This is a genomic window from Nocardia sp. NBC_01499, from assembly GCF_045040275.1.
Classification (GTDB): Bacteria; Actinomycetota; Actinomycetes; order Mycobacteriales; family Mycobacteriaceae; genus Nocardia.
The window spans coordinates 293,869-320,462 of record NZ_CP109426.1 but is presented as its reverse complement, the minus strand read 5'-3'; the positions used below and the strand labels follow the sequence as shown (position 1 = coordinate 320,462).

At 66.4% G+C, this 26,594-nt stretch carries 27 protein-coding genes; 15 read left to right on the top strand and 12 right to left on the bottom strand.

Going from position 1 to position 26,594, the window contains the following annotated elements; all coding sequences use genetic code 11:
* The first annotated feature begins 87 nt into the window (after positions 1 to 87).
* Positions 88 to 1,434 (top strand): cytochrome P450, encoded by a 1,347-nt coding sequence (locus OG203_RS01410; protein WP_405163809.1) that lies wholly within the window; start codon positions 88 to 90, stop codon positions 1,432 to 1,434.
* 55 nt (positions 1,435 to 1,489) lie between these two features.
* Here OG203_RS01410 and OG203_RS01405 read toward each other — a convergent pair whose 3' ends face one another.
* The 9 genes from OG203_RS01405 to OG203_RS01365 form a co-directional block, all read right to left on the bottom strand.
* Positions 1,490 to 1,975 carry a glutathione peroxidase gene (locus OG203_RS01405; protein ID WP_405163808.1) on the bottom strand — a complete coding sequence of 162 codons (486 nt, stop codon included), beginning with the start codon at positions 1,973 to 1,975 and terminating at the stop codon, positions 1,490 to 1,492.
* Complete coding sequence (locus OG203_RS01400) at positions 1,972 to 3,198, bottom strand: cytochrome P450 (RefSeq protein ID WP_405163807.1); 1,227 nt, start codon at positions 3,196 to 3,198, stop codon at positions 1,972 to 1,974. Before OG203_RS01400 ends, OG203_RS01405 begins: the two co-directional genes overlap by 4 nt.
* 78 nt (positions 3,199 to 3,276) lie before the next feature.
* Positions 3,277 to 4,863: a succinic semialdehyde dehydrogenase gene (locus OG203_RS01395; protein ID WP_405163806.1), complete on the bottom strand. Its 1,587-nt coding sequence runs from the start codon at positions 4,861 to 4,863 to the stop codon at positions 3,277 to 3,279.
* Positions 4,864 to 4,970: 107 nt separating this feature from the next.
* A complete protein-coding gene (locus OG203_RS01390) occupies positions 4,971 to 6,575 on the bottom strand; it encodes an acyl-CoA synthetase (RefSeq protein WP_405163805.1) in 1,605 nt (534 codons plus the stop codon).
* A 24-nt stretch (positions 6,576 to 6,599) separates the two neighbouring features.
* Positions 6,600 to 7,844, bottom strand: coding sequence for a hypothetical protein (locus OG203_RS01385; protein ID WP_405163804.1), 1,245 nt, complete (start codon positions 7,842 to 7,844; stop codon positions 6,600 to 6,602).
* A gap of 5 nt (positions 7,845 to 7,849) precedes the next feature.
* Positions 7,850 to 8,398 (bottom strand): nuclear transport factor 2 family protein, encoded by a 549-nt coding sequence (locus OG203_RS01380; RefSeq protein WP_405167746.1) that lies wholly within the window; start codon positions 8,396 to 8,398, stop codon positions 7,850 to 7,852.
* The gene (locus tag OG203_RS01375) at positions 8,398 to 8,604 is read right to left on the bottom strand and encodes a ferredoxin (protein WP_405163803.1); all 207 of its coding nucleotides are present in this window, start codon (positions 8,602 to 8,604) and stop codon (positions 8,398 to 8,400) included. Before OG203_RS01375 ends, OG203_RS01380 begins: the two co-directional genes overlap by 1 nt.
* On the bottom strand, positions 8,601 to 9,407 hold the full coding sequence (locus tag OG203_RS01370) for an SDR family oxidoreductase (protein WP_405163802.1): 807 nt from the start codon (positions 9,405 to 9,407) through the stop codon (positions 8,601 to 8,603). Before OG203_RS01370 ends, OG203_RS01375 begins: the two co-directional genes overlap by 4 nt.
* On the bottom strand, positions 9,407 to 10,609 hold the full coding sequence (locus tag OG203_RS01365; RefSeq protein ID WP_405163801.1) for a cytochrome P450: 1,203 nt from the start codon (positions 10,607 to 10,609) through the stop codon (positions 9,407 to 9,409). The genes OG203_RS01370 and OG203_RS01365 overlap by 1 nt, the downstream gene beginning before the upstream one ends.
* A 302-nt stretch (positions 10,610 to 10,911) precedes the next feature.
* On the opposite strand from OG203_RS01365, the gene OG203_RS01360 reads away from it, so the two are divergent.
* The 7 genes from OG203_RS01360 to OG203_RS01330 all read left to right on the top strand — a co-directional run bounded on the left by OG203_RS01360 (position 10,912) and on the right by OG203_RS01330 (position 16,976).
* The gene (locus OG203_RS01360; protein WP_405163800.1) at positions 10,912 to 12,381 is read left to right on the top strand and encodes an aldehyde dehydrogenase; all 1,470 of its coding nucleotides are present in this window, start codon (positions 10,912 to 10,914) and stop codon (positions 12,379 to 12,381) included.
* 13 nt (positions 12,382 to 12,394) lie between these two features.
* On the top strand, positions 12,395 to 13,144 hold the full coding sequence (locus OG203_RS01355) for an SDR family oxidoreductase (RefSeq protein WP_405163799.1): 750 nt from the start codon (positions 12,395 to 12,397) through the stop codon (positions 13,142 to 13,144).
* Complete coding sequence (locus tag OG203_RS01350) at positions 13,141 to 14,010, top strand: NAD(P)-dependent oxidoreductase (protein ID WP_405163798.1); 870 nt, start codon at positions 13,141 to 13,143, stop codon at positions 14,008 to 14,010. Before OG203_RS01355 ends, OG203_RS01350 begins: the two co-directional genes overlap by 4 nt.
* Positions 14,007 to 14,408 carry a carboxymuconolactone decarboxylase family protein gene (locus OG203_RS01345; RefSeq protein ID WP_405163797.1) on the top strand — a complete coding sequence of 134 codons (402 nt, stop codon included), beginning with the start codon at positions 14,007 to 14,009 and terminating at the stop codon, positions 14,406 to 14,408. The genes OG203_RS01350 and OG203_RS01345 overlap by 4 nt, the downstream gene beginning before the upstream one ends.
* A 12-nt stretch (positions 14,409 to 14,420) precedes the next feature.
* Positions 14,421 to 15,890, top strand: a complete 1,470-nt coding sequence (locus OG203_RS01340) for an FAD-dependent oxidoreductase (RefSeq protein ID WP_405163796.1) — start codon at positions 14,421 to 14,423, stop codon at positions 15,888 to 15,890.
* Positions 15,891 to 15,918: 28 nt separating this feature from the next.
* A complete protein-coding gene (locus OG203_RS01335) occupies positions 15,919 to 16,497 on the top strand; it encodes a TetR/AcrR family transcriptional regulator (protein WP_405163795.1) in 579 nt (192 codons plus the stop codon).
* A gap of 68 nt (positions 16,498 to 16,565) precedes the next feature.
* Positions 16,566 to 16,976 carry a helix-turn-helix domain-containing protein gene (locus tag OG203_RS01330; protein WP_405163794.1) on the top strand — a complete coding sequence of 137 codons (411 nt, stop codon included), beginning with the start codon at positions 16,566 to 16,568 and terminating at the stop codon, positions 16,974 to 16,976.
* Here OG203_RS01330 and OG203_RS01325 read toward each other — a convergent pair.
* Positions 16,925 to 17,368, bottom strand: a complete 444-nt coding sequence (locus OG203_RS01325) for a nuclear transport factor 2 family protein (RefSeq protein WP_405163793.1) — start codon at positions 17,366 to 17,368, stop codon at positions 16,925 to 16,927. The genes OG203_RS01330 and OG203_RS01325 overlap by 52 nt on opposite strands.
* Positions 17,369 to 17,595: 227 nt before the next feature.
* On the opposite strand from OG203_RS01325, the gene OG203_RS01320 reads away from it, so the two are divergent.
* A complete protein-coding gene (locus OG203_RS01320) occupies positions 17,596 to 19,182 on the top strand; it encodes a GMC family oxidoreductase (RefSeq protein ID WP_405163792.1) in 1,587 nt (528 codons plus the stop codon).
* A 1-nt stretch (position 19,183) separates the two neighbouring features.
* On the opposite strand, the gene OG203_RS01315 is transcribed toward OG203_RS01320, so the two are convergent.
* Positions 19,184 to 19,531: a DoxX family protein gene (locus OG203_RS01315; protein ID WP_405163791.1), complete on the bottom strand. Its 348-nt coding sequence runs from the start codon at positions 19,529 to 19,531 to the stop codon at positions 19,184 to 19,186.
* A 134-nt stretch (positions 19,532 to 19,665) separates the two neighbouring features.
* Here OG203_RS01315 and OG203_RS01310 point away from each other — a divergent pair, with 134 nt between their 5' ends.
* Entirely contained in the window at positions 19,666 to 20,535 is an 870-nt protein-coding gene (locus OG203_RS01310; protein WP_405163790.1) for a sigma-70 family RNA polymerase sigma factor, read from the top strand.
* Between the two features lie 215 nt (positions 20,536 to 20,750).
* Positions 20,751 to 21,971 carry a PucR family transcriptional regulator gene (locus OG203_RS01305; RefSeq protein ID WP_405163789.1) on the top strand — a complete coding sequence of 407 codons (1,221 nt, stop codon included), beginning with the start codon at positions 20,751 to 20,753 and terminating at the stop codon, positions 21,969 to 21,971.
* Here OG203_RS01305 and OG203_RS01300 read toward each other — a convergent pair.
* Positions 21,889 to 22,476: a 4Fe-4S cluster-binding domain-containing protein gene (locus tag OG203_RS01300; RefSeq protein WP_405163788.1), complete on the bottom strand. Its 588-nt coding sequence runs from the start codon at positions 22,474 to 22,476 to the stop codon at positions 21,889 to 21,891. The two genes, OG203_RS01305 and OG203_RS01300, sit on opposite strands and share 83 nt — an antisense overlap.
* Positions 22,477 to 23,030: 554 nt before the next feature.
* Between OG203_RS01300 and OG203_RS01295 the strand changes: the two genes are divergently transcribed.
* The 4 genes from OG203_RS01295 (at position 23,031) to OG203_RS01280 (ending at position 26,397) form a co-directional block, all read left to right on the top strand.
* A complete protein-coding gene (locus OG203_RS01295) occupies positions 23,031 to 23,726 on the top strand; it encodes a response regulator transcription factor (RefSeq protein WP_405167745.1) in 696 nt (231 codons plus the stop codon).
* A complete protein-coding gene (locus OG203_RS01290) occupies positions 23,723 to 24,910 on the top strand; it encodes an ATP-binding protein (protein ID WP_405163787.1) in 1,188 nt (395 codons plus the stop codon). Before OG203_RS01295 ends, OG203_RS01290 begins: the two co-directional genes overlap by 4 nt.
* On the top strand, positions 24,907 to 25,989 hold the full coding sequence (locus OG203_RS01285) for a hypothetical protein (protein WP_405163786.1): 1,083 nt from the start codon (positions 24,907 to 24,909) through the stop codon (positions 25,987 to 25,989). The genes OG203_RS01290 and OG203_RS01285 overlap by 4 nt, the downstream gene beginning before the upstream one ends.
* 126 nt (positions 25,990 to 26,115) lie before the next feature.
* Positions 26,116 to 26,397, top strand: coding sequence for a LuxR C-terminal-related transcriptional regulator (locus OG203_RS01280; RefSeq protein ID WP_405163785.1), 282 nt, complete (start codon positions 26,116 to 26,118; stop codon positions 26,395 to 26,397).
* Positions 26,398 to 26,594: the final 197 nt, after the last annotated feature.

Sequence of the window (26,594 nt, the reverse complement as noted above, 5' to 3'; positions counted from 1 at the left end):
TCCGGCCCTTGTTCGGCCATTCACACCGTAGTACTGTCCAGACAGGTGTCCATGGCAGGTTGGGCCGTGATCTCGGGAGTGCTCCTGATGACTTTGGTTACTCCGCAACGGGTTTCGGGTGGGCAGCGGGAGCACGGTCATCTGGAGGAGTTTCGGAGTGATCCGATCGGGTTGATGCGTCGGGTGCGCGCGGAGTGCGGGGATGTCGGGGCGTTCGAACTGGCGGGGCGGCAGGTGATCCTGTTGTCGGGGGCGCGGGCCAATGAGTTCTTCTTTCGGTCCGGCGATGAGGATCTCGATCAGGCCGCCGCGTATCCGTTCATGAAGCCGATCTTCGGCGAGGGTGTCGTGTTCGACGCACCGCCGGAGCGGCGCAAGGAGATGCTGCACAATCAGGCGCTGCGCGCGGAGCAGATGCGGGGGCATGCCGCGACGATCGGGCGTGAGGTGGATCGGATGCTAGCGCGGTGGGGCGATGCGGGGGAGATCGATCTGCTCGACTTCTTTGCCGAGCTGACCATTTACACGTCGTCGGCCTGCTTGATCGGGATCAAGTTCCGCGACGAACTCGATGAACGGTTCGCGCGGCTGTATCACGATCTGGAGCGCGGAACCGACGCACTGGCCTACGTCGACCCGTACGCGCCGATCGAGAGCTTCCGACGCCGCGACGCCGCACGGGTGGAACTCGTCGAGTTGGTGCAGCACATCATGGACCGCCGGGCCGCGAATCCGCCTGCGGGTAAGGACGATCGCGACATGCTCGACGTGCTGATCTCCATCAGGGACGAGCACGGGACACCACGCTTCAGCGCGAGCGAGATCACGGGCATGTTCATTTCGATGATGTTCGCGGGCCACCACACCACCTCGGGCACCGCGGCATGGACCGTCATCGAACTACTCCGCCACCCAGACCAGTTGCGTCAGGTGGTCGAGGAACTCGACGAGCTCTACGCCGACGGCGCCGACATCAGTTTCGGCGCGCTACGCCAGATCCCGAACCTGGAGGCAGTGGTCAAGGAGACACTGCGCCTGCATCCACCGCTCATCGTGCTGATGCGGGTGGCGCGCGGCGACTTCGAAGTCTGCGGGCATCGCATCGCACCCGGCGATCTGGTGGCCGCCACCCCCGCCATCTCCAACCGGATCGACTTCCCGAATCCGGAACTGTTCGATCCAGGCCGCTACGTTGACCCGCGCCAGGAGGACATCGTCAACCGCTGGACCTGGATTCCGTTCGGGGCCGGGCGACATCGGTGCGTCGGCGCGGCGTTCGCGCTGATGCAGCTGAAGGCGATCTTCTCGGTCCTGCTGCGGGATTGGGAGTTCGAGATGGCACAGCCGTCGGACAGCTACCGCAACGACCACAGCAAGATGGTCGTGCAGCTGCTGCAACCCTGCACGGTGCGCTATCGCAAGCGGCAGCGCTGAAGCGCCAGAACATGATTCGAGGCCCGGCCAACCGGACGGGCCTCGAATCGTGCACTCAGAGCAAAGATTCGATCGCCGCGACGAGCGCCGCCGCGTCGGGGGTGACGGTCGGCCGGAACCGCCCCGCCACCTTGCCGTCGCGATCGATCAGGAACTTCTCGAAGTTCCACTGCACATCACCGGCCGCGCCCTCGGCGTCGGCGGTTTCGACCAGCGTTTCATACAGCGGGTGCTGGTTCGCACCATTGACGTCGGTCTTCGCCAACAGGGGGAAGTCGACACCGTAGGTGGTCGAGCAGAACTCCTGGATTTCCTCGGCCGAGCCGGGTTCCTGTCCCATGAACTGGTTGCTCGGCACACCGACCACGCTGAAACCGCGCGGACCGTAGGTCTTGTGCAACTCGACCAGCCCGGAATACTGCGGCGTCAGCCCACATTTAGAGGCCACGTTGACCAGCAGCACCACCTTGTCGCCAACCAGCTCGGACAGCGTCGCGGATTCCCCGCTGAGCGTCTGCAGCGGTACGTCTCGAAGAGTCATTCGTATCGGACCTGCCAATTCTTGATTCCGTTGATCCACCCCGAACGCAACCGTACCGGATCGGCCACCTGCGTGATCTTGGGCATGGCGTCGGCGATGGCGTTGAACATCAGGTCGATTTCCAGCCGGGCCAGGTTCGCACCGACACAGTAGTGCGCGCCGGTGCCGCCGAAACCGACATGCGGATTCGGATCGCGCAGCACATCGAAGGTGAACGGATCGGTGAACGCGTCCTCGTCGAAGTTGGCCGAACCGTAGAACAGACCGACCCGCTCGCCCTGCCGGATCGGCGTGCCACCGATCTCGGTGTCCGCGGTGGCGGTGCGCTGGAACGCGGTCACCGGGGTGGCCCACCGCACGATCTCGTCGGGCGCGGTGCGCGGGCGCCGCTGCTTATAGAGCTCCCACTGCTCCGGATTGTCCACGAATGCCTTCATGCCGTGCGTGATGGCATTGCGTGTTGTTTCATTGCCCGCCACCGAGAGCAGGATGACGAAGAAGCCGAATTCGTCGGAGCCGAGCGACTCACCGTCGACGTCGGCGTGCACGAGTTCGGACACGATATCCCCCGCCGGAGTGCTACGCCGCTGTTCGGCCATATTCCAGGCGTAACCGAGGATTTCGGCGGAGGCGAGCGCGGGATCGCCGTAATCCGGATCGTCGTAGCTGAGCATCTGATTCGACCAGTCGAACAGCTTGCGCCGGTCGGCCTGCGGCACCCCGATCAGCTCGGCGATCGCCTGCAATGGCAGCTCGCAGGCGACCTGTTCGACGAAATTGCCGCTGCCTGCCTTTTTCGCCTCGTGCACAATGGCATGCGCTCGTTCGGTCAATGCGGCACGCAGTCCTTCCACCGCGCGCGGCGTGAAACCCCTCGTGATGATCTTGCGGAACTTGGAATGCTTCGGCGGGTCCATATTCACCAGCAGCACGCTCGCCGCCGCCGACTGCTCCGGCGTGGTGGCATCGGAGGGCCGGATGATCGAGCCTTTCCGCTCGGACGAGAACAGTTCCGGGTTGCGCGAGATCTCCTTGACGTCAGCGAGTGTGCTCACCACCCAGTAGCCGCCGTCCCTGAATCCGCCGGAATGATCATCGAGTTGCGGGTTCCACCAGACCGGAGCGGTCCGGCGCAGTAACGCGAATTCCTCGATCGGCCTTCGCGTCTCCCACAGCGCCGGATCGGTGAAGTCGAATCCGACCGGCAACGACGGTGTCGCCACGGGTACCTCCTAGGTGGTGCTGGTATTGCGAACCGCGCCCTCAGCGCAGCGAATCTGGCTCAGCGCGGCGAATCCGGCTCAGCGCAGCCGTGTTCGGCGCATCAGCCGCAACGACATCAGCGTGACCTTCAACTGCTTCTCGTACGGCTGCCCCGAGCGCGCCGAGAGCACCTGACGCTTGAGCACGCCGACGTTCACCGTGTCGGTGTACTTCAGTAACCCCTGATCACCGTGCCGCGTCCCTACGCCGGATTGCTTCACCCCACCCGACGGCGTGCCCTTGGCGGCGTAGGTCGCCACGAACCCGTCGTTGATATTGATATTGCCCGCCTGCAGCTGCGCGGCAATGCGGTTGGCGCGGGCCAGGTCTCGACTCCACACGCTCGCGTTCAAGCCGTAATCGGTGTCGTTGGCGAGCCGGATGGCCGCCTGCTCGTCGTCGAACGGATAGACGCTGACCACCGGACCGAAGGTCTCCAGGGTCGCGTGTGTCATCTCCGGAGTGACGCCGGTGAGCACGGTCGCCTCGTAGCACGCGGGACCGATATCGGGCCGCGCCTTGCCGCCGGTCAACACGGTGGCACCCTTGGCGCGCGCGTCCTCGACATGCGCGGCGACCCGATCCCGATGCGGCACCGATACCAGCGAACCGAATTCCGGGCCGTAGTCGTAGGCGGCGCCGATCTTGCCGTTCAATTCGTCAGCGGCGGCGACCAATCCGCGCACGAACTCGTCGAATCGGCTGCGGTGCACGTAGATCCGTTCGATGTGCATGCACGCCTGGCCCGAGTTGGCGAATACCGCGAACGCCGCCCCCGCGATCGCGTCGTCGAGGTTCGCGTCGGCCAGCACCAGCATCGGATTCTTGCCGCCCAGTTCGAGACTGCAGCCGATCAGGTTGCGCCCGGCCTGTTCGCCGACCACGCGGCCGCTGGCGGTCGAGCCGGTGAACATGACGAAGTCGACGCTGTCGATCAGGCTCGGGCCGATATCGGGCCCTTCACCACACACGACCTTGACCAGTCCGCGCGGCAGTCCGGCACGGTAGAGCAGCTCGACGCCGTAGAGGACGCACAGCGCGGTCTTGTTGTCCGGCTTGAGGATTACCCCGTTGCCCGCCATCAGCGCTGGCATCGCGTCGGACAGCGCGATCGCGAACGGGAAGTTCCACGGCGCGATCACCGCGACCAGGCCCTTGGGCCGGTGTTGCTCGGTCGAGGTGGTCACGATCGGCATCGGGCCGCCGCGCCGCTTCGAACGCAGCACGCGGCGTGCGGTTTTCAGGTAGTGGCTGATGACCATCGGCACGTCGCACGATTCCTCGACGGCCATCCGGCGGGTCTTGCCGCAGCCGATCTGGATGAGATCGGCGATGGTCTCGATCTCGGCGAGGATCAGCTCGTGCATCCGCTCGAACACGGGCAGCCTGCGGCGCACCGGCAGCGCGGCCCATTCCTGTTGTGCCGCACGGGCGATCGCGGCCGCGGCGACGACGTCCTCCGGCGTGGACTGCGGGAGCTCACCGACCGGAGCGCCGGTGTAGACCTCGGTCATCGAATACGGCGTGGCGGTGCCGTCTGCGACGACCATGCCGGTCAAGCGGTCGATCAATGATCCGGTGATCCGCGCGGGCAGGACCGGACTCTTCGTGGTCTCTGTACTCATCAGGACTCCATGACGGGTGGAATCGCCGCAGGTATCGGGCCGGGCGCTATCATCAAATTAGAACACGTTCTTATTGCGCGGCGTGGCCGTTCGCGCAGTCTCATCGATCAGTCCGCCTGATAGTCCGGCGCGTGTTTCGCTGTGTAGTCCTTGGCCCACCGGTAGTCGGGTTTGCCGCTGGGTGCTCGTGCGATGGCATCGGCAAGCCAGATCTGTTTGGGGACCTTGTAACCGGCGAGGTGCTTGCGGACGTGCCTGTCCAGTTCAGCGAAATCGACCGGCTGAGCGACCGACACGACGGCCGCGACCTGCCAGCCCCACCGCTCGTGCGCGACGCCGACCACCACGGCGTCATAGATCCCGTCGTGGGCCTTCACCACGCCCTCGACCTCTTCGACGAACACCTTCTCGCCGCCGGTATTGATGACCATATTGCCGCGACCGAGCAGCGTGACCGACCCGTCCTCCTCGATCCGCGCGCGATCGTCGGTGACCACGATGCGTACGCCGTCAACGGTTTTGAACAGTTTGTCGGTCTTGACCGGGTCCTTGTAGTAGCCGAGCGGAACCGCGCCGGTTTTCGCGAGCCAGCCTTCCTCGCCCGGTTGGACCGGACGCCCGTCGTCGCCGACCACGATCGACCCGCGCCCCGTCTGAACTCGCGGCCCGCGACCGGGATTGTCGTCCTTCTGCGCGAAACCCATTCCGCCGAAACCGGTTTCCGACGAGCCGATCGAGTCGGTGACGACGAGCGACGGAAACAGTTCCAGCAGTGCGTTCTTCACCGGCTGCGACAGCAGTGCGGCACCGGAGCCGACGGCGATCAGCCCCGACGCGTCGACAGGTGCGGCGCGGTAGGAGTCGATCAGCGGCCGCGCCATCGCGTCACCGGTGATGACCATGACCTGCGGGCGGTGCCGAACGACCGCCTGCCACACCCGATCCGCGTCGAATCGAGGTTCGAAGAGCACGGCGTTGCCGGACCACAGCGCGGCGAAGGTCGGCATCATGGCGGCCGCGTGGATCAGCGGCGGCAGCACGAACCAGGTGTGCTGCTCCCCCTGCGCACCGACCCGGGACTGCTCGTACTCGTCGGCCACGGGTACGCCGGTGTAGAAGTTGATGCCGCCGCCGAGCACCCGCCACATGTCTTCCTGGCGCCACAGCACGCCCTTGGGCAGGCCCGTTGTGCCGCCGGTGTACATCATGAACAGGTCGTCGGCGCTGCGCGGCGGGAAGGCCCGTGCGGCGGAACCCGCGGCGAGCGCGTCCTCGTAGTGCACGGAGTCGACCGGTGCGGCCGGGTCGGCGCTGTCGTCATGCACCACGATCCGGTGGCGCAGCGACCGGACCTGCGCGGCGGCCTCGTGCACCGCCGGTGCGTAAGTGGCATGGTAGACCAGCGCTTGCAGGTCCGCGTTGTCGTAGACATAGCGCAGTTCTTCGACGCCGTAGCGGTAGTTGATATTGATGGGGACGGCGCGAATCTTGAAGCAGGCGAGCAGCGTTTCCATCGTCTCGATGCCGTTGTGCATCTGGAACCCGACATGGGTGCCCGCACGGAATCCCGCGCCCGCCAGGTGCGCGGCAAGCCGATTCGCTCGCGCGTCGACCTCGGCGAAGGTCAGGCGGCGGTCGCCCGCGAGCAGTGCCACGCGATCGGGCATCGCGTCGACGGAGTGCTCGAACAAGTCGGCGAAGTTACGTGCCACGGCAATTCACTCTCTCGAAACTGGTCACACCACCGTCAGCGGCAGCGGGATGCCACGGTCGGTGAAGGCGAAGACGGCGCCGGTGCTGAATCGAGTCAGCGCGACCTCGGTGGACTCACGGAAGGTCCGGTCCGCGCGAGTCATCTCGATGGTCAGTGCACGATCGGTGGAATCGACTGTGCGCGCGGCGAACCGGGGGTTTACCGCGCGAGCCATCGCTGCGATCGGCGCGAGGTGATCGGCACCGATCAGCGCGGGCCAGGCACCGTCCGATTCGGCTCCGCTGTCACGTGGAATCGTCAGTTGGACGCCGTCTTCGACTTCCGAGACGCGGACGCCCGTGTAGGACAAGGGGTTCCACGCCGGATGCAGACGCAGCACCGTGGCGAGCGCGGCCGGATCGTCGCCGAGGTTCAGTGCCTTGCGCAGTCGTTCGGCGGTGAGCCCGGCGATGCCGGTGAACTGCTTGCGGCACAGCTCGATCGCCGCGGTCGGCTCGAGCCGGGAACGTAGCGCGATCAGGAAGCCGAGGGTCAGCAAGTGGTGCTGCAGGCACACCTCATCCGCCATGCGCACCAGCGCCGATTTCGAGAAGTCCGCGAAGCGAAGATCACTCAGCAGCGGGCCCGCGTAGTCGGACCGGCCCTCGTCCCCGGAGTCGATATCGGCCAGCGCAAGGCTCGCGGCAGCGGAACCTGCTATCTGGTCCGCGTTCGGCGGCACCGGCGGCGGGACGTGCGCGGCGTCGATGGTAACGGTCCACGCGCACATCGGTTTCCGATCGGCGGGCCGGCGCGGCGGCCGATGGATCGGACGAACCCGCGCGTGCGGGTTGGTCGCCAGCGCGGTGGCGTCGAAGGTCGGATCCTCGATGTCGTGGCACATCGCGACCACGAAATCGTCTCCCATCGGCTCCACGTCAAGTAGCGCACCGCAGTGGTCGAGCCAGAACTCGCCGTGCTCGCGATCGTCGACACGGAACCGGAAATCCATGAATTGCGGTGGGGCGCCGATGTCGAGCTGCAACCCCTTGAAGATGGTGACCACATCATCGCCGGTGAAGCCGAACGCACGTTGCATGCGCCGGGTGTACACCGGGCTGGCCAGCTGCCACTCCTCGATGGCGACGGCGGTCATCCCGGTCCGGCCCAAGGCCGCGATGGTGTGTGCCATGCCGGATCGGTCGATCAGATGACCGCACAGCAGCAGCTCGGGTAGCAGTGCGGCGAGCTGTGCCCGCGACAGCTGTTCGAAGTTGCTCCGCGACATGGCATTCACCACAGCGAGGCCGGGGATTTGCCGACTGGGTACCACCCGGGTAGCGGCCCGGCGACCGAGCGTTCGATGCGCTTTCGCATGCCAGCGGGCAGCACGTTGCCGGTGATCATCGCCATGAACATGTGCGAGACATTGCCGAAGTCGAAAAAGTCACGCTGCCAGGACCATTGGTAGTCGCCGCCGTAGCGGAACCAGCTGCCGCCGATGCCCGCTGGCGAATAGTGCTGCCCGTCTGGCCGTTTCACCTCCGACACCTGCTTCCAGAAACCGATGACGCTGCCGCTGCGGTCATCGACGACGAACTCCTGATACGGGTAGGTCCACCCGTCGAGTCCCTGCATCTCCTGGCCGAGGGCGAGGTCACGGATCTCGTCGCGGCCAACGGCCATGAATTCCTGCGTCGGGCCGTAGTTCCAGCCGTAGGTCGCGTCCTCGGTGTACATCTCGGCCAGGGGCTGCCAGTCGCCGTTCTCCTCGCAGCGCCGGTTCTCGATCAGCCAGCGCCGGACCATCTCGTCCAGCTCCTCACGCGCGAAACCCGCCATCATCGGCCGCCTTCCGTCGCAACGATCGACAGCGCCTGCGTCGGGCAGTAGTGGACGGCGCGTTCGATATCGGCACGGGCCGCCCGATCCGGTGCGTCGACGAGGATTTCGACCTTGCCCCGCTTGGGCACCCGGAACGCGTCCGGCGCCTCGTCCTGGCACACGGCATGGCCCTGACACAGGTCCAGATCGGCGATGACTCTCACTGTTGGCTCCCGCCTTGTTCTTTCGACGTGTCCCGCAGCGGCGCCTCCGGCTGGACCTCGACGAGCACGAGGTGCGCACCACGCGGTGTCGACACGACGGCAACCACTGCAGCGGCCAGATCGCGCGGGCGCAGCATGTTCGGATGCCGGGCGAAACCCCAGTCCTGCCACGCCCCGAGCAGCGGGCCGATGATTTCCGGGGTCGAGTTCATGCCCATGCCGGTGAGCGTCGGACCCGGCCGCACCAGGGAGGCGCGGATTCCGGTGCCCTCCAGCTCCATTCGCATCTGCTGGGACATTGCCTCGAGACCTGCCTTGGCCGCGCTGTAGGCGCCGGTGCGCGGCCGAGGCTCGGGCGCGCAGTCCGAGCTGATCAATACGACGTCACCACGCCGTCGGTCGACCATGCCGGGCAGCACCCGGTGCACCAGCCGATGGGCACCGATCAGATGCACCTGAACCTGCTGGAGGAACCGCTCCGGGTCCATCTCGCCCACCGGCGAGAACTCGATGTCCCCGGCACTGGAGACGAGAATCTCGATGGGCCCCAACGCGTTCTCCGAGGCACTCACGAATTCATCGATCGATGCGGCGTCGGTAACGTCCAGCCGGTGGGCGAAGGCTTCGCCGCCGTCGGCGCGAATCTTGTCCGCCACTTCGACGCACTGGTCGACCCGGCGCGCGCCGAGCGCGACCGGATGCCCGAGTTCGGCCAGCGCGACGGCCGTGGCGGCGCCGATGCCCGACGACGCTCCCGCGACGAGAACCGGGCGACGGGCCGGATGCGGTTCGAAACGAGGCACTATTTGACCTCCACCACGATGGGGAGCTTCGCGAAACCACGCACATTCGACGAGTGCACCCGCACGATGCCCGTCTCGACGACGCCGTAAGACCGCACCCGGCAAGCGAACTCACGCAACGCGACTGCCGCCTCGAGCCGAGCCAGGTGGGCGCCGAGGCAGTAGTGCACGCCCGCACCGAAACTCGCCAGCCCGGCCTTGTCGGCACGGTCGATGCGATAGCTGTCACCGTCGTCGAACACCGCCGGGTCGCGGTTGGCCGAGCCGATCAGCAGCAGCACCTTGGCACCAGCCGGAACGGTGTCGCCGTAGTAGTCAAGGTCCACGGTCGCGGAGCGCGCGATCACCTGACTGGAGGTGTCGTAGCGCAGGGTCTCCTCGACCCAATCCGGCACGTGCGCGGGTTCCACCGCGACCTTGGCGTACTCCCCCGGATTCCGTGCGCCCCAGTACAGCGCGTTGCCGAGCAGCTTCGTCGTTGTCTCGTTGCCCGCGACCACCATCAGGAACAGGAAACCGATGATCTCCTCGTCCGACAGTGTGTCGCCGTCGATTTCGGCATCCAGCAGCGCCGAGGTCAGGTCGGCGGTCGGGGTGCGCCTGCGCTCGGCCAGCATCTCGGTGTAGTAGGTAAGCAGCTTGATCGACGCCTCGACGGCCGCCTGCGGAATGTCGAGTACCCCGTCGTCGCGGTGCACGACAAGGTCAGCGAGCCTGCGGATTTCGACACGATCGCGCGCGGGCACACCCATCAGCTCGGAGATGACGTCCATCGGCAGCTTGCCCGCGACCTCATCGATCCAGTCGAAAGACCTAGCGGCGATGGCGGGTTCGAGGTAAGACAGCGTCAATTCCTTGATCCGGCCCTGCATTTCGGCCACCCGCTTCGGCGTGAACCCCTTGTAGACCAGCCTGCGCATGCGCAGATGCCGCGGATCATCCATGGCAAGGAACGACATCACCCGGTGCGCGTGCGGACCCCAGGCAGCCGGATCGAGGGAAACTCCGTTGGCGCTCGACAGCCTTGTGCTGTCCCGGAATCCGTTGGTCACGTCGATGTGCCTGGACAGTGCCCAGAAGTCCAGGTCGGCGTTGTAGTAGAGGGGCGCCTCGGTGCGCAGCCGGTGATACGTCGGATACGGGTCCTCGTGGAACCGGTAGTCATAGGGATCGAACGTCAAGGGTTCCAACGCGGCCGTCACATCACCCACCCACCATTCGAGAACACGTTCTCCCGATCGGCGCTGGGCTTGAAACCGAGGGGCGACACATAGCTGGACATGTGTCTGGACGGTACCATCGGCCAGCACCTCCGACAACGTTTCCGGTGGTTTCACAACACCATTGCGCACAAATCCACCGACCCGCCCGGGAACCGCCGAGATTTCCGTGACGGCCGTCTTGCTCGTAGTTCAGAATGACAGAGTTAGAACATGTTCTTGCCTGAAATCGCGGCAGGAGACTATATTCCGTACACCTGTCCAGACAGCATCGGAGAACCCGCATGACCAGCCTTCTACCCGCCGACGGTGCGCGCCTGCTGATCGGCGGCAAGCTGGTCGAGGGCGGCGACGGACGCTTCGCCACCGTGAATCCGGCGACCGAGGAGGTGCTCGGGCACGCCGCGAACGCGAACGCCGCGGACATGGACGCGGCGATCGCCGCCGCCCGCACCGCGTTCGACGAGACCGACTGGGCCCGCGACCACGCCTTCCGCGCGCACTGCCTCGAACAGCTGCGCACCGCACTGCGATCGCACATCGAAGAACTACGCGAACTCACCATCGCCGAGGCGGGCGCGCCCGCCATGTTCACCAGGGGGCCGCAGCTCGAAGGCCCGGTGGCCGACCTCGCCTACTCCGCCTCGCTCGCCGAAACCTACAGCTGGGAAACAGATCTCGGTCCCGCGACACCGATGGGCATCAAGACCAACCGGGTGCTGCGCCGCGAGCCCGTCGGGGTGGTCGGCGCGATCACCCCGTGGAACTTCCCGCACCAGATCACCTTCGCCAAGCTCGGTCCCGCGCTCGCCGCCGGAAACACCGTGGTGCTCAAGCCCGCTCCGGACACACCGTGGTGCGCGGCGGCCGTCGGCGCGATTCTCGCCGAGGAGACCGATATCCCGGCCGGTGTGGTGAACATCGTGACCTCCGCCGACCACGGGCTCGGTGCGCGGCTCACCGAGGACCCTCGGGTCGACCTGATCAGCTTCACCGGCTCGACGCAGACCGGGCGCACGGTAATGGGCAGCGCCGCAACAACACTCAAGAAGGCATTCCTGGAACTGGGCGGGAAGTCGGCGTTCATCGTCCTCGATGACGCGAATATCGCGGGAGCCTGTGCGGTGGCGGCGTTTTCGGTGTGCGTGCATGCCGGGCAGGGCTGTGCGATCAGCACCCGGCTGCTCGTCCCGCGCGCCGCCTACGACGAGGCGGTGCAGGCGGCCGCCGCGACCATCGCCGGAATCAAACCGGGCGATCCGGCGGACTCGCGGACGGTGTGCGGGCCGCTGATCTCCGGCCGGCAGCGCGCTCGGGTGGAACGCTACCTCGATATCGCGCGCGCCGAGGGCGGCCGGATCGTGGTCGGCGGCGGTCGGCCGAAGAACCGAGAGCGCGGGTTCTTCATCGAACCGACCCTCATCGCGGATATCCCCAATACCGCGACGGTCGCCCGTGAGGAGATCTTCGGCCCGGTGCTGGTGGTCATCCCCTACGACGGCGACGACGACGCCATCCGGCTCGCCAACGATTCCCCCTACGGCCTGTCCGGCTCGGTCTGGGGCACCGACCCCGAACGGATCCGCCACGTCACCGACGGCGTGCGGACCGGGACGCTGAGCGTCAATGGCGGCATCTGGTATTCCGCCGACGCGCCGTTCGGCGGCTATAAGCAGTCCGGTATCGGCCGGGAGATGGGCATCGCCGGGTTCGAGGAATACCTGGAAACCAAGCTGATCGCGACCGCTGGATAAGGAGCACACCGACATGGCCCGTTTCGCGGGAAGATCCGTCATCGTCACCGGTGCGGCACAGGGCATCGGTGCCGCCTATGCCGCCGCGCTGGCCGCCGAGGGCGCGAACGTCGTTGTCGCCGACAAGAATACCGAGGGCGGGCAGTCGACCGTTGCGAAGATCACCGCCGACGGCGGTACCGCGCTGTTCGGTCAGGTCGACGTGTCCGATCCCGAATCCGCCGCCGCGCTGGCCGAATTGACGGTCACCGAGTTCGGCGGCATCGACCACCTCGTCAACAACGCCGCGATCTACGGGGAGATGAAACTCAACCTGCTGCTCACCGTGCCATGGGACTACTACAAGAAGTTCATGAGCGTGAACATGGACGGCGCGCTGAACATGACCCGCGCCGTCTGGCCGCACATGCGCAAGGCAGGCGGCTCGATCGTCAACCAATCCTCCACCGCCGCTTGGACATACTCCAGCTTCTACGGCCTGGCCAAGGTCGGCATCAACGGCCTGACCCAGCAGCTCGCGTTCGAACTCGGCGGCTCCAACATCCGCATCAACGCCATCGCGCCTGGCCCCATCGATACCGAGTCGACCAAGGCGGTGACGCCCGCCGCCATTGTGGCGGACATGGTGAACCGTTTACCGCTCAAACGGATGGGGACACCGGCCGATCTGGTCGGCGCATGCCTCTACCTACTCTCCGACGAGGCGAGCTGGGTCACCGGCCAAATCTTCAATGTCGATGGCGGACAGGTTTTCCGATCATGAGCGATCCCAAGGTCGGCTTCATAGGTCTCGGTGCCATGGGTGCGCCGATGGCCAAGCGCCTGCTCGACTGGCCGGGCGGACTGGCCGTATGCGACGTACGCGCAGAGGCGGTGCGGCCGTACACCGAAGCCGGTGCCGATGCCGCCGACTCGCCCGCCCGATTGGCCGAGCAGGCCACGATCATCTCGGTGGCGGTGGTGAACGACGAGCAGGTGCGCGACGTGATCACCGGACCCGAGGGGTTATTGCGCAGTGGCGCGCCGGGAACCGTGGTGGCGGTGCACTCCACGATCAGTGACCGGACCGCCGAGGAACTGGGCGCCGAATGTGCCACGCACGGTGTCGAATTCGTTGACGCACCGGTGAGCGGTGGCGCACCGGGTGCGAAGAAGGGCACCCTCGCGGTCATGGTCGGCGGCAGCGAGGCGGCCTTCGAGCGGGTCCTCGCACCGTTCGGCTGTTTCGCCGATCTGGTCGTGCACGCCGGTCCGGTCGGTGCCGGAACGCGAATGAAGTTGGCGCGCAACCTGGTCCACTTCATCGCGTTCACCGCCGCCAGCGAGGCACAGCGGCTGGCAGAGGCCGCTGGACTCGATATCACCGTGCTCGCCAAGGTTGTTCGGCATTCCGACGCCGTCACCGGCGGTCCCGGCGCCATCATGCTGCGCGACCGCACCGCGCCGATCGAGGAGGGCGACTTCTGGCTGCCGATCCTGCGGCACGTGCGTGACCTCGGCGAGAAAGACCTTAGCCTCGCCCTCGAACTCGGCGCACGGCTCGACATCCCACTCCCCCTGGCCGAACTCGCGCTCGAACGACTCGGGCCCGGGCTCGGCGTCGGCGCATCCGAAAGGCAATCCAAATGAGCGACAACGGTTCCGCCGATTCCGTGCGTCAGCGCGGCCTCGCCAAGATGGCCGAGGTGTACGGCACCGAGTTCAAGGACTACCCCGGCACCCACTTCGCGGTCACCGCCGACCACCTCTTCGCCGACATCTGGTCGCGTCCCGCACTGTCCATCCGGGACCGGCGGCTGATCCTGCTCGGCGCGCTCACCGCGCAGGGCGCCATCGATACCGCGGGCATCCAGATCGGCGCCGCGCTGCGCAACGAGGAACTGACCGAGGAGCAGCTGCACGAGATCGCGGTATTCCTCTGCCACTACGTCGGTTGGCCGAACGGCACCAAACTCGACCTTCTGGTGGGCACCATTGTGGCGCAACAAAAAAAGGCCGCCCGCCAACAAGCCGAACGCACCGAGTGAAGGACCCGAAACATGTCTGATGCCAACACCCTTCGCCCACTGCGCGCGAGCAGCGTCACCGAATGGGACCTGCAGGCCGACGTCGTCATCGCCGGTTACGGCATCGCCGGGGTGTGCGCGGCGATCGAGGCGGCCCGCGCGGGCGCCGATGTGCTGATCCTGGAACGCACCGGCGGCTGGGGCGGCGCGGCCGCGATGGCGGGCGGCTTCATCTACCTCGGCGGCGGCACCCCGCTGCAACAGGCACTTGGCTTCGAGGACACACCGGAGAACATGGAGACCTTCCTCCTTGCCGCACTCGGCCCCGGCGTGGACAAGGCCAAGATCGCCGACTACACGCGCGGCAGCGTCGAGCACTACAACTGGCTCGTCGCCAACGGTGTGCCGTTCCGCGAGGCCTTTTGGGGTGAACCCGGGTGGGAGCCGCCGCACGACGAGGGGCTCATGTACTCCGGCGGTGAGAACGCCGCGCCGTTCAACGCGATCGCGAAACCCGCACCGCGCGGCCATGTTCCGCAGATGGCGAACAAGAAGATCGGCCGCAAGAGCGGCGGCTACATGCTGATGAAGCCGCTAGCGGAGGCCGCCGAAGCCCTCGGTGTCCGAGTCGAATACGACCTGCGCCTCGGCCGACTGGTCGTGGATGACGACGATCGCGTCGTCGGGGTGATCGCCAAGCGCTACGGCAAGGAGGTCGCGGTCCGCGCCGAACGCGGAATCGTCTTGGCCACCGGCAGTTTCGCCTACCACCAGCAGATGATCGAAGGGTATGCGCCGCGCCTGATCGGCAGGCCGGCGGCCGCGATCGAGGAACACGACGGCATCGGCATCCGGGTCGCGCAAGCCCTCGGCGCCGAGCTGGCGCACATGGACGCGACCGAGGTGGCGTTCTTCGGCGACCCGCAGCTCATGGCCCGCGGCATCCTCGTCAACGGGCGCGGCCAACGATTCATCGCCGAGGACACCTACCCGGGCCGCATCGGCCAGGCAACGCTCATCCAGCAGGAGAACCAGGCCTTTCTGGTCATCGACGAGGCCTCATACGAAGCTGGGCTCGCCACCGAGACCTCGACCCCGTTCTTCCGGCAGCCGCCGACCTGGGCCGCCGAAACGGTGGCCGAGCTCGAAAGCGACATGGGACTGCCGACATTGGCACTGCAGGGCACCGTCGACTCCTACAACCTGCACGCCGCCGACGGCAAGGACCCGCTGCTCGGCAAGAAACCGGAATGGGTTCGGCCACTGCAAGGTTCGCTGGCCGCGTTCGACATGCGCGGGTTCACAGCGGGTTTCACCCTCGGCGGGCTGCGCACCGACCTGGACTCCCGGGTGCTGCACGTCTCCGGCGAGCCGATCGCCGGTCTGTTCGCCGCCGGGCGCTGCACCTCCGGGCTGTGCGCGGGCGGGTACGTGAGCGGAGCGTCCCTGGGCGACGGCAGCTTCTACGGTCGCCGTGCCGGCATCGCCGCCGCGAAGAACTGAATCGGCCTCGGTAGTAGTATCCAGACACATGTCCGAACCCGATTCCGTCATTCTCGAGGCGACCCGCCGCAGACTGTCCGGAAAGCAGGCCGACACCGTCGACAAGCTCACCAGGTCGGCGGTGGAAGTGCTTGCCCGCGAAGGGTTCGCGGGGATGACGATCCGGATGGTCGCCGCGGCGGCGGGCGTCGGCGCGGCGACCGCGTACACCTATTTCTCCTCGAAGGAACACCTGGTCGCCGAGATCTTCTGGCGGCGTTTGATTTCCGCGCCGTCACCGGTCAGCGAGGACGCCGACCCGACGGTCCGGGTGGTCGCCGAATTGCGGAACATCGCCATGCTGGTCGCCGACGAACAGGAACTGTCCGGCGCGGTGACCAGCGCGCTGCTCGGCCGCGACCCCGATGTGGTGCATCTGCGCGGCCGCATCGGAACCGAGATCCGCAAGCGCCTCATCCGAGCGCTCGGCGAGAAACCGGATCTGGATGTCGTCGAATCGCTGGAGTTGTTGTACGCGGGCGCGCTCGTGCGGGCTGGCATGGGCTACGCGTCGTATTCGGAGATCGCCGACCGCATCGAGAAGTCCGCGTTGCTCATCCTGGAATAGCGATCCCCAGTAGCACGTGGCGATGTCCGAAAACTTGGGCAGCCCGTTATTCGACGTACGCTTGACGAGTGCAAGCTGGCGAGGTCGTCGCCGTAGACCAGCCCTACCGCGTGCGGCTGGCGGTGGCCTACGTCAACGGCCACCTCGACCAGGATCTGTCCATCGGCACCCTGGCGGCCGAAATCGGTGTCAGCGAACGACATCTCACCCGATTGTTCGTCACCGAACTCGGCGATACGCCGGGCCGTTTCGTCCGCCGCGCCCGCACGGAGGCGGCTGCCCAACTACTCGCGAGCACCCGCCTGCCGGTCGCGTGTGTCGCCACCCGCTGCGGCTTCGGCTCGGCCGAGACGCTGCGTCAGGCCTTCGTCGACCGCTACGGCACCTCGCCGTCACGCTTCCGTGTCGCGTATGCCGGGACGGGCGATCAGGACTCAGCAGGTATGGGAAGTTCGGTGAAGCCGAACGCGACCAGCTGACGCACCGGATCGTGGTAGCTGACCCACTCGGCGATCTTGCCGTCGCGGAACCGGAAGATATTGAGGTAATCGTTGCGGTACGGCCTGCCGGTTTCTCGAACAACCATGTCGCCCTTGACCTCGACCAGGAAACTGTCCGGATTCAGCATGGGTTCGACCTTGCTCACCGTTTGGGCGGTAGAGCTGTACTTATCCATCGCCCCATTCAATTGGCGAAGATTGTCCTTGCCCTCGCCATGATTGGGGAATCCGGGCAGCTGGTACGGAATCGACATCCGAACGTCGTCGGTGCACAGCTCGTACAGCTTCTCGTACTCCGTCGCCGAGATGAACTCGTAGAACTGTTCGATCATCGCGATCTTGCGCTCGCGCTCGTCGTCGTACATATCCATCACAGCCTCTCGATCAAAGGGAACCGAATGGTCTTAACCGAGCCTAGCAATTAATACGACCGATCGTTCGTTTTGTGACTGCGCTCACTCATTCCACTACCCTATCGGCCCTGCCAGCAAGATCAATATCCCTAGTCTGTGACTTGTCTCCGGTTGCGCCGAAATCGAACCCGGGCCCAACGGTTGCTCGTATCTTTGCCGTAAGCGGCACAGATCGGAGTGGGACAGTGCAACCAGGTGGGCTTTCTGCGGATTACGTGATCGTCGGCGCCGGATCCGCGGGCGCGGTGCTGGCAAACCGGCTCAGTGCCGATCCGAATACCTCGGTGGTGCTGCTCGAGGCTGGGCCGCAGGACAAGAACAAGTTCGCCCACATTCCTGCCGGTTTCGCGAAACTCTTTCGCTCCGAAGTGGATTGGGACTATCTGACCGAGCCGCAGCCGGAGCTGAAGAACCGGCAGATCTATTGGCCGCGCGGCAAGATGTTCGGCGGCTCGTCCTCGATGAACGCGATGATGTGGGTGCGCGGCTTCCGTGCCGACTATGACGAGTGGGCGTTGCTGGCCGGCGAGGAGTGGGGATTCGCGGCCGCCGTCGAGCAGTTCCGGCGGATCGAAAGTGTCGAGGACGCACAATATCCGGACGAAGGTGCCAACGGCCCTTTGCACATTTCGCGGCAACGCAGCCCGCGCGCGCTGACCGCCGCGTATCTGACCGCGGTGCGCGAAGCCGGTTTCGACGTCGAGCCGCCGAATCGGCCGGAGCCGGATGGCTTCAGCGAGACCATGGTCACCCAGCACGGCGGCAGGCGCTGGAGCACCGCGGACGGATACCTGCGGCCCGCGCTGAACCGACCGAACCTGACGATCCGCACCGAGGCACTCGCCACCCGGGTGCTGTTCGAGGGAACCCGCGCGGTCGGCGTCGAATACCACCAGGGCGGCGGACCGCACGTGGTCACCGCGCGCCGCGAGGTGGTGCTGTGCGGCGGCGCGATCAACAGTCCGCAGCTGCTGATGCTTTCGGGCATCGGTGACCGAGATGAGTTGGCGCGCCAGGGTATTCGTGCCCTGCGGCACGTGCCCGAGGTCGGCGCGAACCTACAGGACCATCTCGTCACCGGCGTCGGTTACAGCGTGGCCGCCGACTCGCTGTTCGCCGCAGAAAAGCCGCGCCAACTGCTCGACTACCTCCTCCGGCATCGCGGCATGCTCACCTCCAATGTCGGCGAGGCGTACGGATTCGTGCGCAGCAGGCCCGATCTCGACCTGCCCGACCTCGAGATGATCTTCGCCCCCGCGCCGTTCTACTACGAGGCTCTTGTCGATCCGACCGAACACGGCGTCATCCTGGCGACCGTGCTGCTGCGTCCGCACAGTCGCGGGCGCATCACCCTCGCGTCCGCCGATCCGGCCGCCAAACCGCTGATCGACCCGCGCTATCTCTCCGACAGCGCGGGCCTCGACCGCGCCGCCCTGATGTCGGGCCTGCGTACCTGCACCGACATCGCCCGCGCCCCGGCCATGAAAGCCGTGCTCGGCCCGATCATCTACCCGCCGCAGGCGCCGTCCCAACTGGAAGCGACCCTCGAGCTCGCCCTGAACGGCTACTCGCACACCCTGTATCACCCGGTCGGCACCTGCCGCATGGGCACCGACGTGGCCAGCGTCGTCACCCCGCACTTGGAAGTCCGTGGCGTACAAGGCCTTCGAGTAGCCGACGCCTCCGTCATGCCGTTACTCATTCGCGGCCACACCCACGCGCCTGCGGTCTTCATCGGTGAGCAGGCGGCCCGCTTCATCCAGAACGGGTAGCTCAGGACGCGACGAACAAGGTGAGCGAAGCGGCGGCAAGCACCAGGTAGGGCATCGGGTAGCCGAGGTCGCGGTAGCCGTGGCTTCGGATGATGGCGATGAGCGCCCCGATGAAATAGAGAACCAGGCAGAGGGCGGCGGCCAGGCCGAGCGGCGGAATGGCAAGGCCCGCGAGTAAGCCGAACGCTCCGGCCGCCTTGATGACGGCCAGTGGGTACAGCGTCCACTCCGGGATGCCGTAGCTCTTCATGTTGTCGCGCACCCATTGTGCGCGGAACACATCGACTCCCGACGCGATCAGCATGGCGATCGCGGCGGCGATGGTGACGATGACGTAAGCGGTGGACATGGGGTAACACCCTCCTGGTTCGTAGTGCGGCCGGTCTGCGATCGTGGTGTGGCGCTTGACGCAGCACCACGCCTCGACCGGGCGCTGTGGGATCTGTCGAACGTGTGACGGATGGCGGAACGGAAAGGTGACCGATGCAAGCCCAGGACATGTTGGCGCGGCGATTCGAGACCCATCGCGGCCACCTGCGGGCGGTCGCGTATCGGATGCTCGGGTCGGTCAGCGAGGCCGACGACGCCGTGCAGGAGGCCTGGCTGCGGCTGTCGCGGCACGACGTCGGTGATGTGGAGAATCTGGTCGGCTGGTTGACCACGGTGGTATCGCGGATCTGCCTGGACATGCTGCGGTCACGGGCGGCGCGGCGCGAGGACCCGCTCGACGAACTCGGCGAGACCGCCTACGACGGTGACCCGGAACACGAAGCGGTGCTGATCGATTCGGTCGGCCGGGCACTGCTGGTGGTCCTGGATACCCTCGGACCCGACGAGCGGGTGGCGTTCGTCCTGCATGATCTGTTCGCGGTGCCGTTCGACCAGATCGCGCCGATCGTCGGTCGGACGACGGCGACCACCAAGAAGCTCGCCAGCCGCGCGCGACAACGCGCACACGGCGAAACAACCGCGACGGCAACCGAACTCGCCGAGCAGCGGCATGTGGTCGAGGCCTTCCTCGCGGCCGCCCGCGGCGGCGACCTCGACGCCCTACTCGCTGTGCTCGCCCCCGATGTGGTCCGGGTCGCCGACACCGCCGCGCTGACCGCCGGAATGCCGGCGGTCGTGCGTGGCGCGCAGGCGGTGGCGAAGGAAATCGTACTGCTGCAACGTCGTTCGCGGATGGCGGAGCTGGCCATGGTGAACGGCGCGGTCGGTATTCTCGTCGCGCCGCGCGGCAAACCGCTACTGGCCCTTGTCGTTACGGTGCGCGACGATCGGGTCGCGGCCTACGACGTGATCGCCGACCCCGCCCGCCTCCTCGAGCTCGACCTCGCGGAGCTACCGCAATAAACCTGGGCCACAACGCACATGGCCTTTGGCACCTTTCACGACCCCTGGCATGCACAGCGCGCAAATGGTGACGAATGCACTGTGACGCCGCACAACCACCAACCGACCAGTCTCTGATGCTCGTCATAGAACCGTCGAATCGATCCGCGACCGGTATCGAGCGATTAGTGTGAATGCGCTGTACAGCTAGATCCCGGGGGCGTAAGGAGTCGTCAATGTCGATCGACAACTCGGCACGGCAGAGCCTGACTCTCGCAGGCAAGCCGATGTCGTCCCCGCTCAAGGACGTCCGCGCGCTATCGCGCCAGATGGTCGGGCACTTCGTCGAGAATGTCATCCCCTGTGGCACGTTGCCTGCGGACGCGATCTCCGGCGACGTCACCACCATCACCAGGGTCTGCCTCGAGTTCGCGGTCAGCATGCTCGACGGCCAGGACATCCCGGAGAAGTTGCAGCGCCTGCAGGACGCCGCGTCGAGCTGGGCACGCGAGGGCGTGCCGATCGACACCATTCACCACTCCATCCACGAAGGCTTCAAGATGGGCCTGGACCTGGTGGTGTCCGACGCGTCCATCAAGGACTACGACAGCCTGGTCGACGGCGCCAAAATGGTGCTGGAGATGCTGGACATGATCAGCTCGGCGATCTCGGTGGCCTACATCAGGGAACTGCGCTCGGTGGTCAGCGAGCACCACACCGCCGTGCACACGCTGACCTCCGCCCTGCTCGGCGGGCACAGCACCTCGACCATGGCGCGCGAATGCGGCATCGCCATCGCCACCTCGTATGCGGTGCTCGCCGTGGCGATTCCGCCGCATCGGGAAGAGAGCAATCCGATGCTCGACAGCCAGGTCGTCGCGCGCCGCAAGCTCAGACGGGTGCAGGCCGAGCTCGCCACCCGCTGCGGTGACAGCGCGCTGTCGCTGCTCAGCGTCGACGGCGGCACCGTGCTCATCCCGGCCGCGACGTTCGACAACGAGGGCTACGACGCCATGGTGACCCAGCTGTCGCATGCCGCGCAGGTCGGCATCACCGCGACCATGGTGGAGGCCACCCCCGAACAGATTCCGAACGCCGCCGATCAGTCCCACGAATTGCTCGACATGGTGCAACGATTGGAGGCGGTGGCCGGTCTGTACCGCTTCGACGAGCTCGCGCTCGAATACCAGCTCACCCGCCCCGGCCCCGGCCGCGAGTATCTCGGTCAGCTGCTCGACCCGCTCGACGAGCACCCCGAACTCCTGGAAACCCTGCAACGCCATATCGGCAACAACCTCAATCGCCAGCGCACCGCGCGAGTCCTGCACGTGCACACCAACACCGTCGACTATCGCCTCAAGCGCATCGGTCAACTCACCGGCTTCGACCCGTCCCAACCGTCCGGCCTGTGGTACCTGCGCTCGGCATTGGTCGCGCGCAGTTATCGCACGACCTGAGGGCGGTTTCGAATTCCGGCGCGCCATAGCGGTTCAGGCCGAGCGCTGAGCTGACGACAACTCGTCGCCGCGCCGATCCGCGTAACGCGAGATCGCTGGCCGTATCCGTCACGGCATGTTCGGTAACCAATGCGTCCACCGACGCGGCCAGCCACGGGAGCCGCTCGCCGAGCGCGGCGGTCGAGCGTCCGGAATACAGCAGGATATCGGCGGGACGGGTCAGTCCAGCACGCCACACGGTGATTCCGTCGAGCAGGGCGCGCAACGCGGCGGGCTGGTCGGTCGGCTCGTCACCACAGATCGTCACGCCGTCGACCTGCGCGGCGGGCAGTTCGCGCAGCCAGCCGAGTATCGCCTCGACGCCACACCGGGTGGATTCGTCGAACACCCAGGCCTTTCGGGCGAGGCAGCCGCGGCAGAAGACCGGGCAGCCTGGCAGCCAAATAGCGGCTCGAATTCCATAGCCGATGTGCTCTACCGGAAAACGCAGGCGCGACAACAACATCGTGGCTCTGTCCGGGTGCCGACTCGAGTGCACGTCCATCTCTCCTGAGTCTTGCCGCGGTGCGTCCGTGCGCCCCACGTCCTCACCTAGTGAGCTTCGTGGCGCCGATGCCCGCTGTCTGTCCGCTGAACGCCCGACATCACTCCATGATCCGGGACCTCGGCAACGACCATTCGCCCGTCGGCGAAGTCAAAATAGGTAATTCGAGGCAATTCTGGGAAATAGCGCGGCAGGTTATAGCACCTACACATTTAACACGGTAATGCGAAATTCCACCCGGAAGGGCACACTGAGCGGAGGCACCGGGAATGGACCGGGCCACGACCGAATCCCGCCGCTGATCACCACTGCCGCAACCAGATTCAACCACACAGTTATAAAACCGACCGGTCGACATCAACTTACGCCGTACGAGGCACAATCCAGAACCGACATTCGATCAGCATTGGCTCGACTGGAACCGTCACACAATCGGGATAAGTGAACGACTTCACTTGGCACCTTCGTTATCGAGTGATTTAATTCCATTCATGGTGATCCGTCGACTGCTCACTATGGCGGGGGTAGCCGTCACCGACCTGCCCGGCCCGTACGCGACGCCGGGGACGGTGCGCCGGATCGGCATCGTCGAGGACCACCAGGCGGTCGCGGTCGGCCTGGCCGCGATCCTGTCCGACCAACCCGACCTGACCGTCGTCGCGATCGCGCCGACCGTCCCCGCGCTGCTGGACCAGGCGACCGATCTGGACCTGGCCATTCTGGACCTGCGGCTGCCCGACGGCTCCAGCCCGCGCGCGAACGTCGAGATGCTGCACAACCTCGACATCCCCTGCCTCGTCTACACCACCGGCGATTGGCGCGACCTGATCCGTTCGGCGGCACGCGCCGGCGTGCTCGGCGTCGCGTTGAAGAGCGACCCCGCCGAACGCACCACCGCGATGATCCGCGCGGCCGCCTCCGGCAGGCAGGTCGCCACGATGGCCTGGGCCTCCGCCATCGACAGCGACCCGGCGCTGACCAACATCGATCTGCCGCCGCGACAACGAGATGTGTTGGAGCACTACGCGAATGGTGAGACTGCGGCGTCGGTGGCGCACAAGCTCGGGCTCTCCGAGCACACCGTCAACGACTACCTGAGCCGGATCCGCCGACGGTACGCCGAGGCGGGCCGGCCGGTCCGCTCGCGGGTCGATCTCTACCGCGAGGCGAAGCGGGACGGTTTCCTCGGCGGCGATTCCCGGCCCCGATGATCGAAGCGGCCGCGCCACGGCGCAGCGCCGAAGCCCGCCTCGTTCGCGGCGCTTGCCTGTTCGTCGGGTCGGGCGGCATTTTCTACGCGCTGCTCACCGTGCCGACCGCGCTCGCCCAGGCCGCGCTCGCGCCGCCATGGTGGACACCGTTGGCGCTCATCGTGATCTACGCGCCCACCGTGTTCATCGTCGCCGCCGCGCTGCGCTGGCGCATCGATCTGGTCCGTCATGCGGTACTGGCTTTCGCGCTCGGCTATCTGCTCGCCGCGGCCAGCTGGCTGGTCGTGCGGGCCGATGTCGTTGTGCCGCCCGAGGAATCGTTGTGGATCACCTGGATACCGGGATTGCCAGCGGTCGCGCTCTGTATCTTCTGGCGCCGCATGCCATTCGGATATCTGGTCCTCGTCGCGGCGCTCGCCCAGACCGACGCCGCGTCCGCCCGTGGACCGGACGCGCACAACCCGATCGTGCCGGATTTCCTTTTCGCCGTTGCCTATTCGGCGTTGCCCTGCGCGGCGTGCGTCGTGCTTGTTCGGGTCGGTCGGGCGCTCGATCAAACCTCGCACGCGGTGCGCGCGAAAGCCACCACCACCGCCGCCGCCGAGGCGCGCCGATTCGAGCGGCGCCGCTTCGACGCCCTCGCCCACGACTGGGTCATCGCGACGCTGCTCGAGGCATCGCGCACGCCGAACTCCGCGGTCCTGACCCACCATGCGGACGTGACGCTGCGCGACCTCGAACGACTACGCTCCGGACGGCCCGCACAGGACAACCTCGACCTCGACCAGGTAGTCGCGAGCATTCGCGCGACCGCGGCCGAGGTCGACGATTCGGTACAGCTGCGCACCGACCGGGCCGCGGGTATCGCGCTCGCCGTGCCGAGCGACGTGGCGACCGCACTGTCCGCCGCGGTAGGCGAGGCATTGCGAAACTGGCAGCGGCACGCCGGTTCACACACCCGTGAGGCCGCCTGCGAAGTGCGGGTGACCGCCGACGCGGACTCGGTACAGGTCGATGTGGTCGACGACGGCGTCGGATTCGATCCCGCGACCGTGCCGCCCGACCGGATCGGCTTGCGCGCAAGCATCACCGACCGGCTCGCCGAGCTGCCCGGCGGTTGGTCCGCCATCGATGCCGCGCCGGGTCGCGGCTGCCGGATCAGCACCGGATGGGTGGCGCGATGATGGCGAATCGGACCGTGCGCGACGACGTGCGCGACATTCTCGGGATGCGGACCCCGGCGGCGTGGCTGTTGTCGGGCCTGTTCGCCGTCGCGATCTCCTCGATGGCATTCGCCGCCGACGACGGCATCCGCGACATCCGGTTCACCGCACTCGCGGTGCTCCTCATCCTCGGCGCCGGGTCGGTCATGCTCCTCGCGCCGGGCGATCCGTTGCCGGTCCGGTTCGCCGCGCCCGCCGCGCTGGCCGCCCCGCTCGCGGCCGCGCTCGCCATCTGGCAGCTGCCGGTCCCGATCGTCAACTCCACCCAGATCTGGTTCCTCGGCGCCGGATCGGCGTATCTGAACTTCATCTGCGTGCGGGGTGCCCCACTCTGGGCGTGGGCCGGCGTGCTCGGCCAGATCGTCATCTGCGCCGGGTGGACCGAGTACACCGGACAGGGCTTGCTCACCGGCGTCGGCTTCTCGTTCATCAACCTGACCCCGCTGCTCATGGCGACCTTCTTCGGCAGGGTGGTCCGCCCGATGGCGCACTCGATTCTCGCACTGCGCCAACAAGATACCGATCGCGCCGCGGCTGAGGCCGCCGCCCAGGCCGCGCAGCAGGAACGCGACGAGCGCGTCGCCCGGCTGGACAGCGCGGCGCGGCCGCTGCTGGAGATCATCGCCTCCGGCCGCCCGCTCACCGCGCGGGAACAGGCCGAGTGCCGACTCGTCGAGGCGGAATTGCGCGACGAGATTCTGGGCGGTGTGATGATCGACGCCTCGGTCGGCGCCGCGGCACGTTGTGCCCGACAACGCGGAGTGACCGTCGTGCTCGACGATGGCGGCGGCCTCGACGAGGTCGACACCGACATTCGGGAACAGGTACGCACCGTCTTGCGTGACGCGCTCGACTACGCCGACGGCGGCACCGTCACCGCCCGAATACTGCCGCCGGGACGCAGCACCATCGCGTCAATTCTGTTGCGCGACAACGCGGAACTGCGGATCGAGGTCGAGGCGAACGGCTCGGTGCGCTCCGACCTGGACGGTCGACCACTCGTTCGCAATGCGAAGCAAGACCCTAGACCTGCGGGCTGAGAGCTGGGGAATTCCCAGAAACGACGACGGATCATATATTCAGTGGGCACATCGGTTATTGGACTGCAACCTTCGGGGAGGTGCGGCGCCGGAACCGACTGACACTGCACGAAGCGGGAAAAACTGATGACCTCCATCGTTCCGGATCCCCGATCACAACCGAACCGGATCGGGTTGTGGCGCGACCCGCACTTGTCGGCGCGAGAACTCGAAGTACTCGTCGCCTGGGTCAAGTGCGATTCGAAAACCCAAGTGGGAAAACAGCTCTACCTCTCGATCGGTACGGTCAACACCCACATCACCCGTATTCGCGCCAAGTACGCGGCGGTCGGCCGGGCGGCCAATACCAAGGCGGCGCTGGTGGCCCGCACCCTGCAGGACGGCCTGATCAAGCTGGACGAGTTGTAGTCGCATCGCGTCACTGTCTTTCTCTCACAACGACGCTAACACCGCGGTAGTCGCACCGAAATCATTCGAACGACCGAGGTGAACGAGCGTGACCCATAGGGGTGTCGGACATTTGACCGACAGACAACGATGCGAAATCGTGACATCGTCAGGACATTGTTTGTTCTGACCTCGGTCGCCATTGCGGCACATCGCGA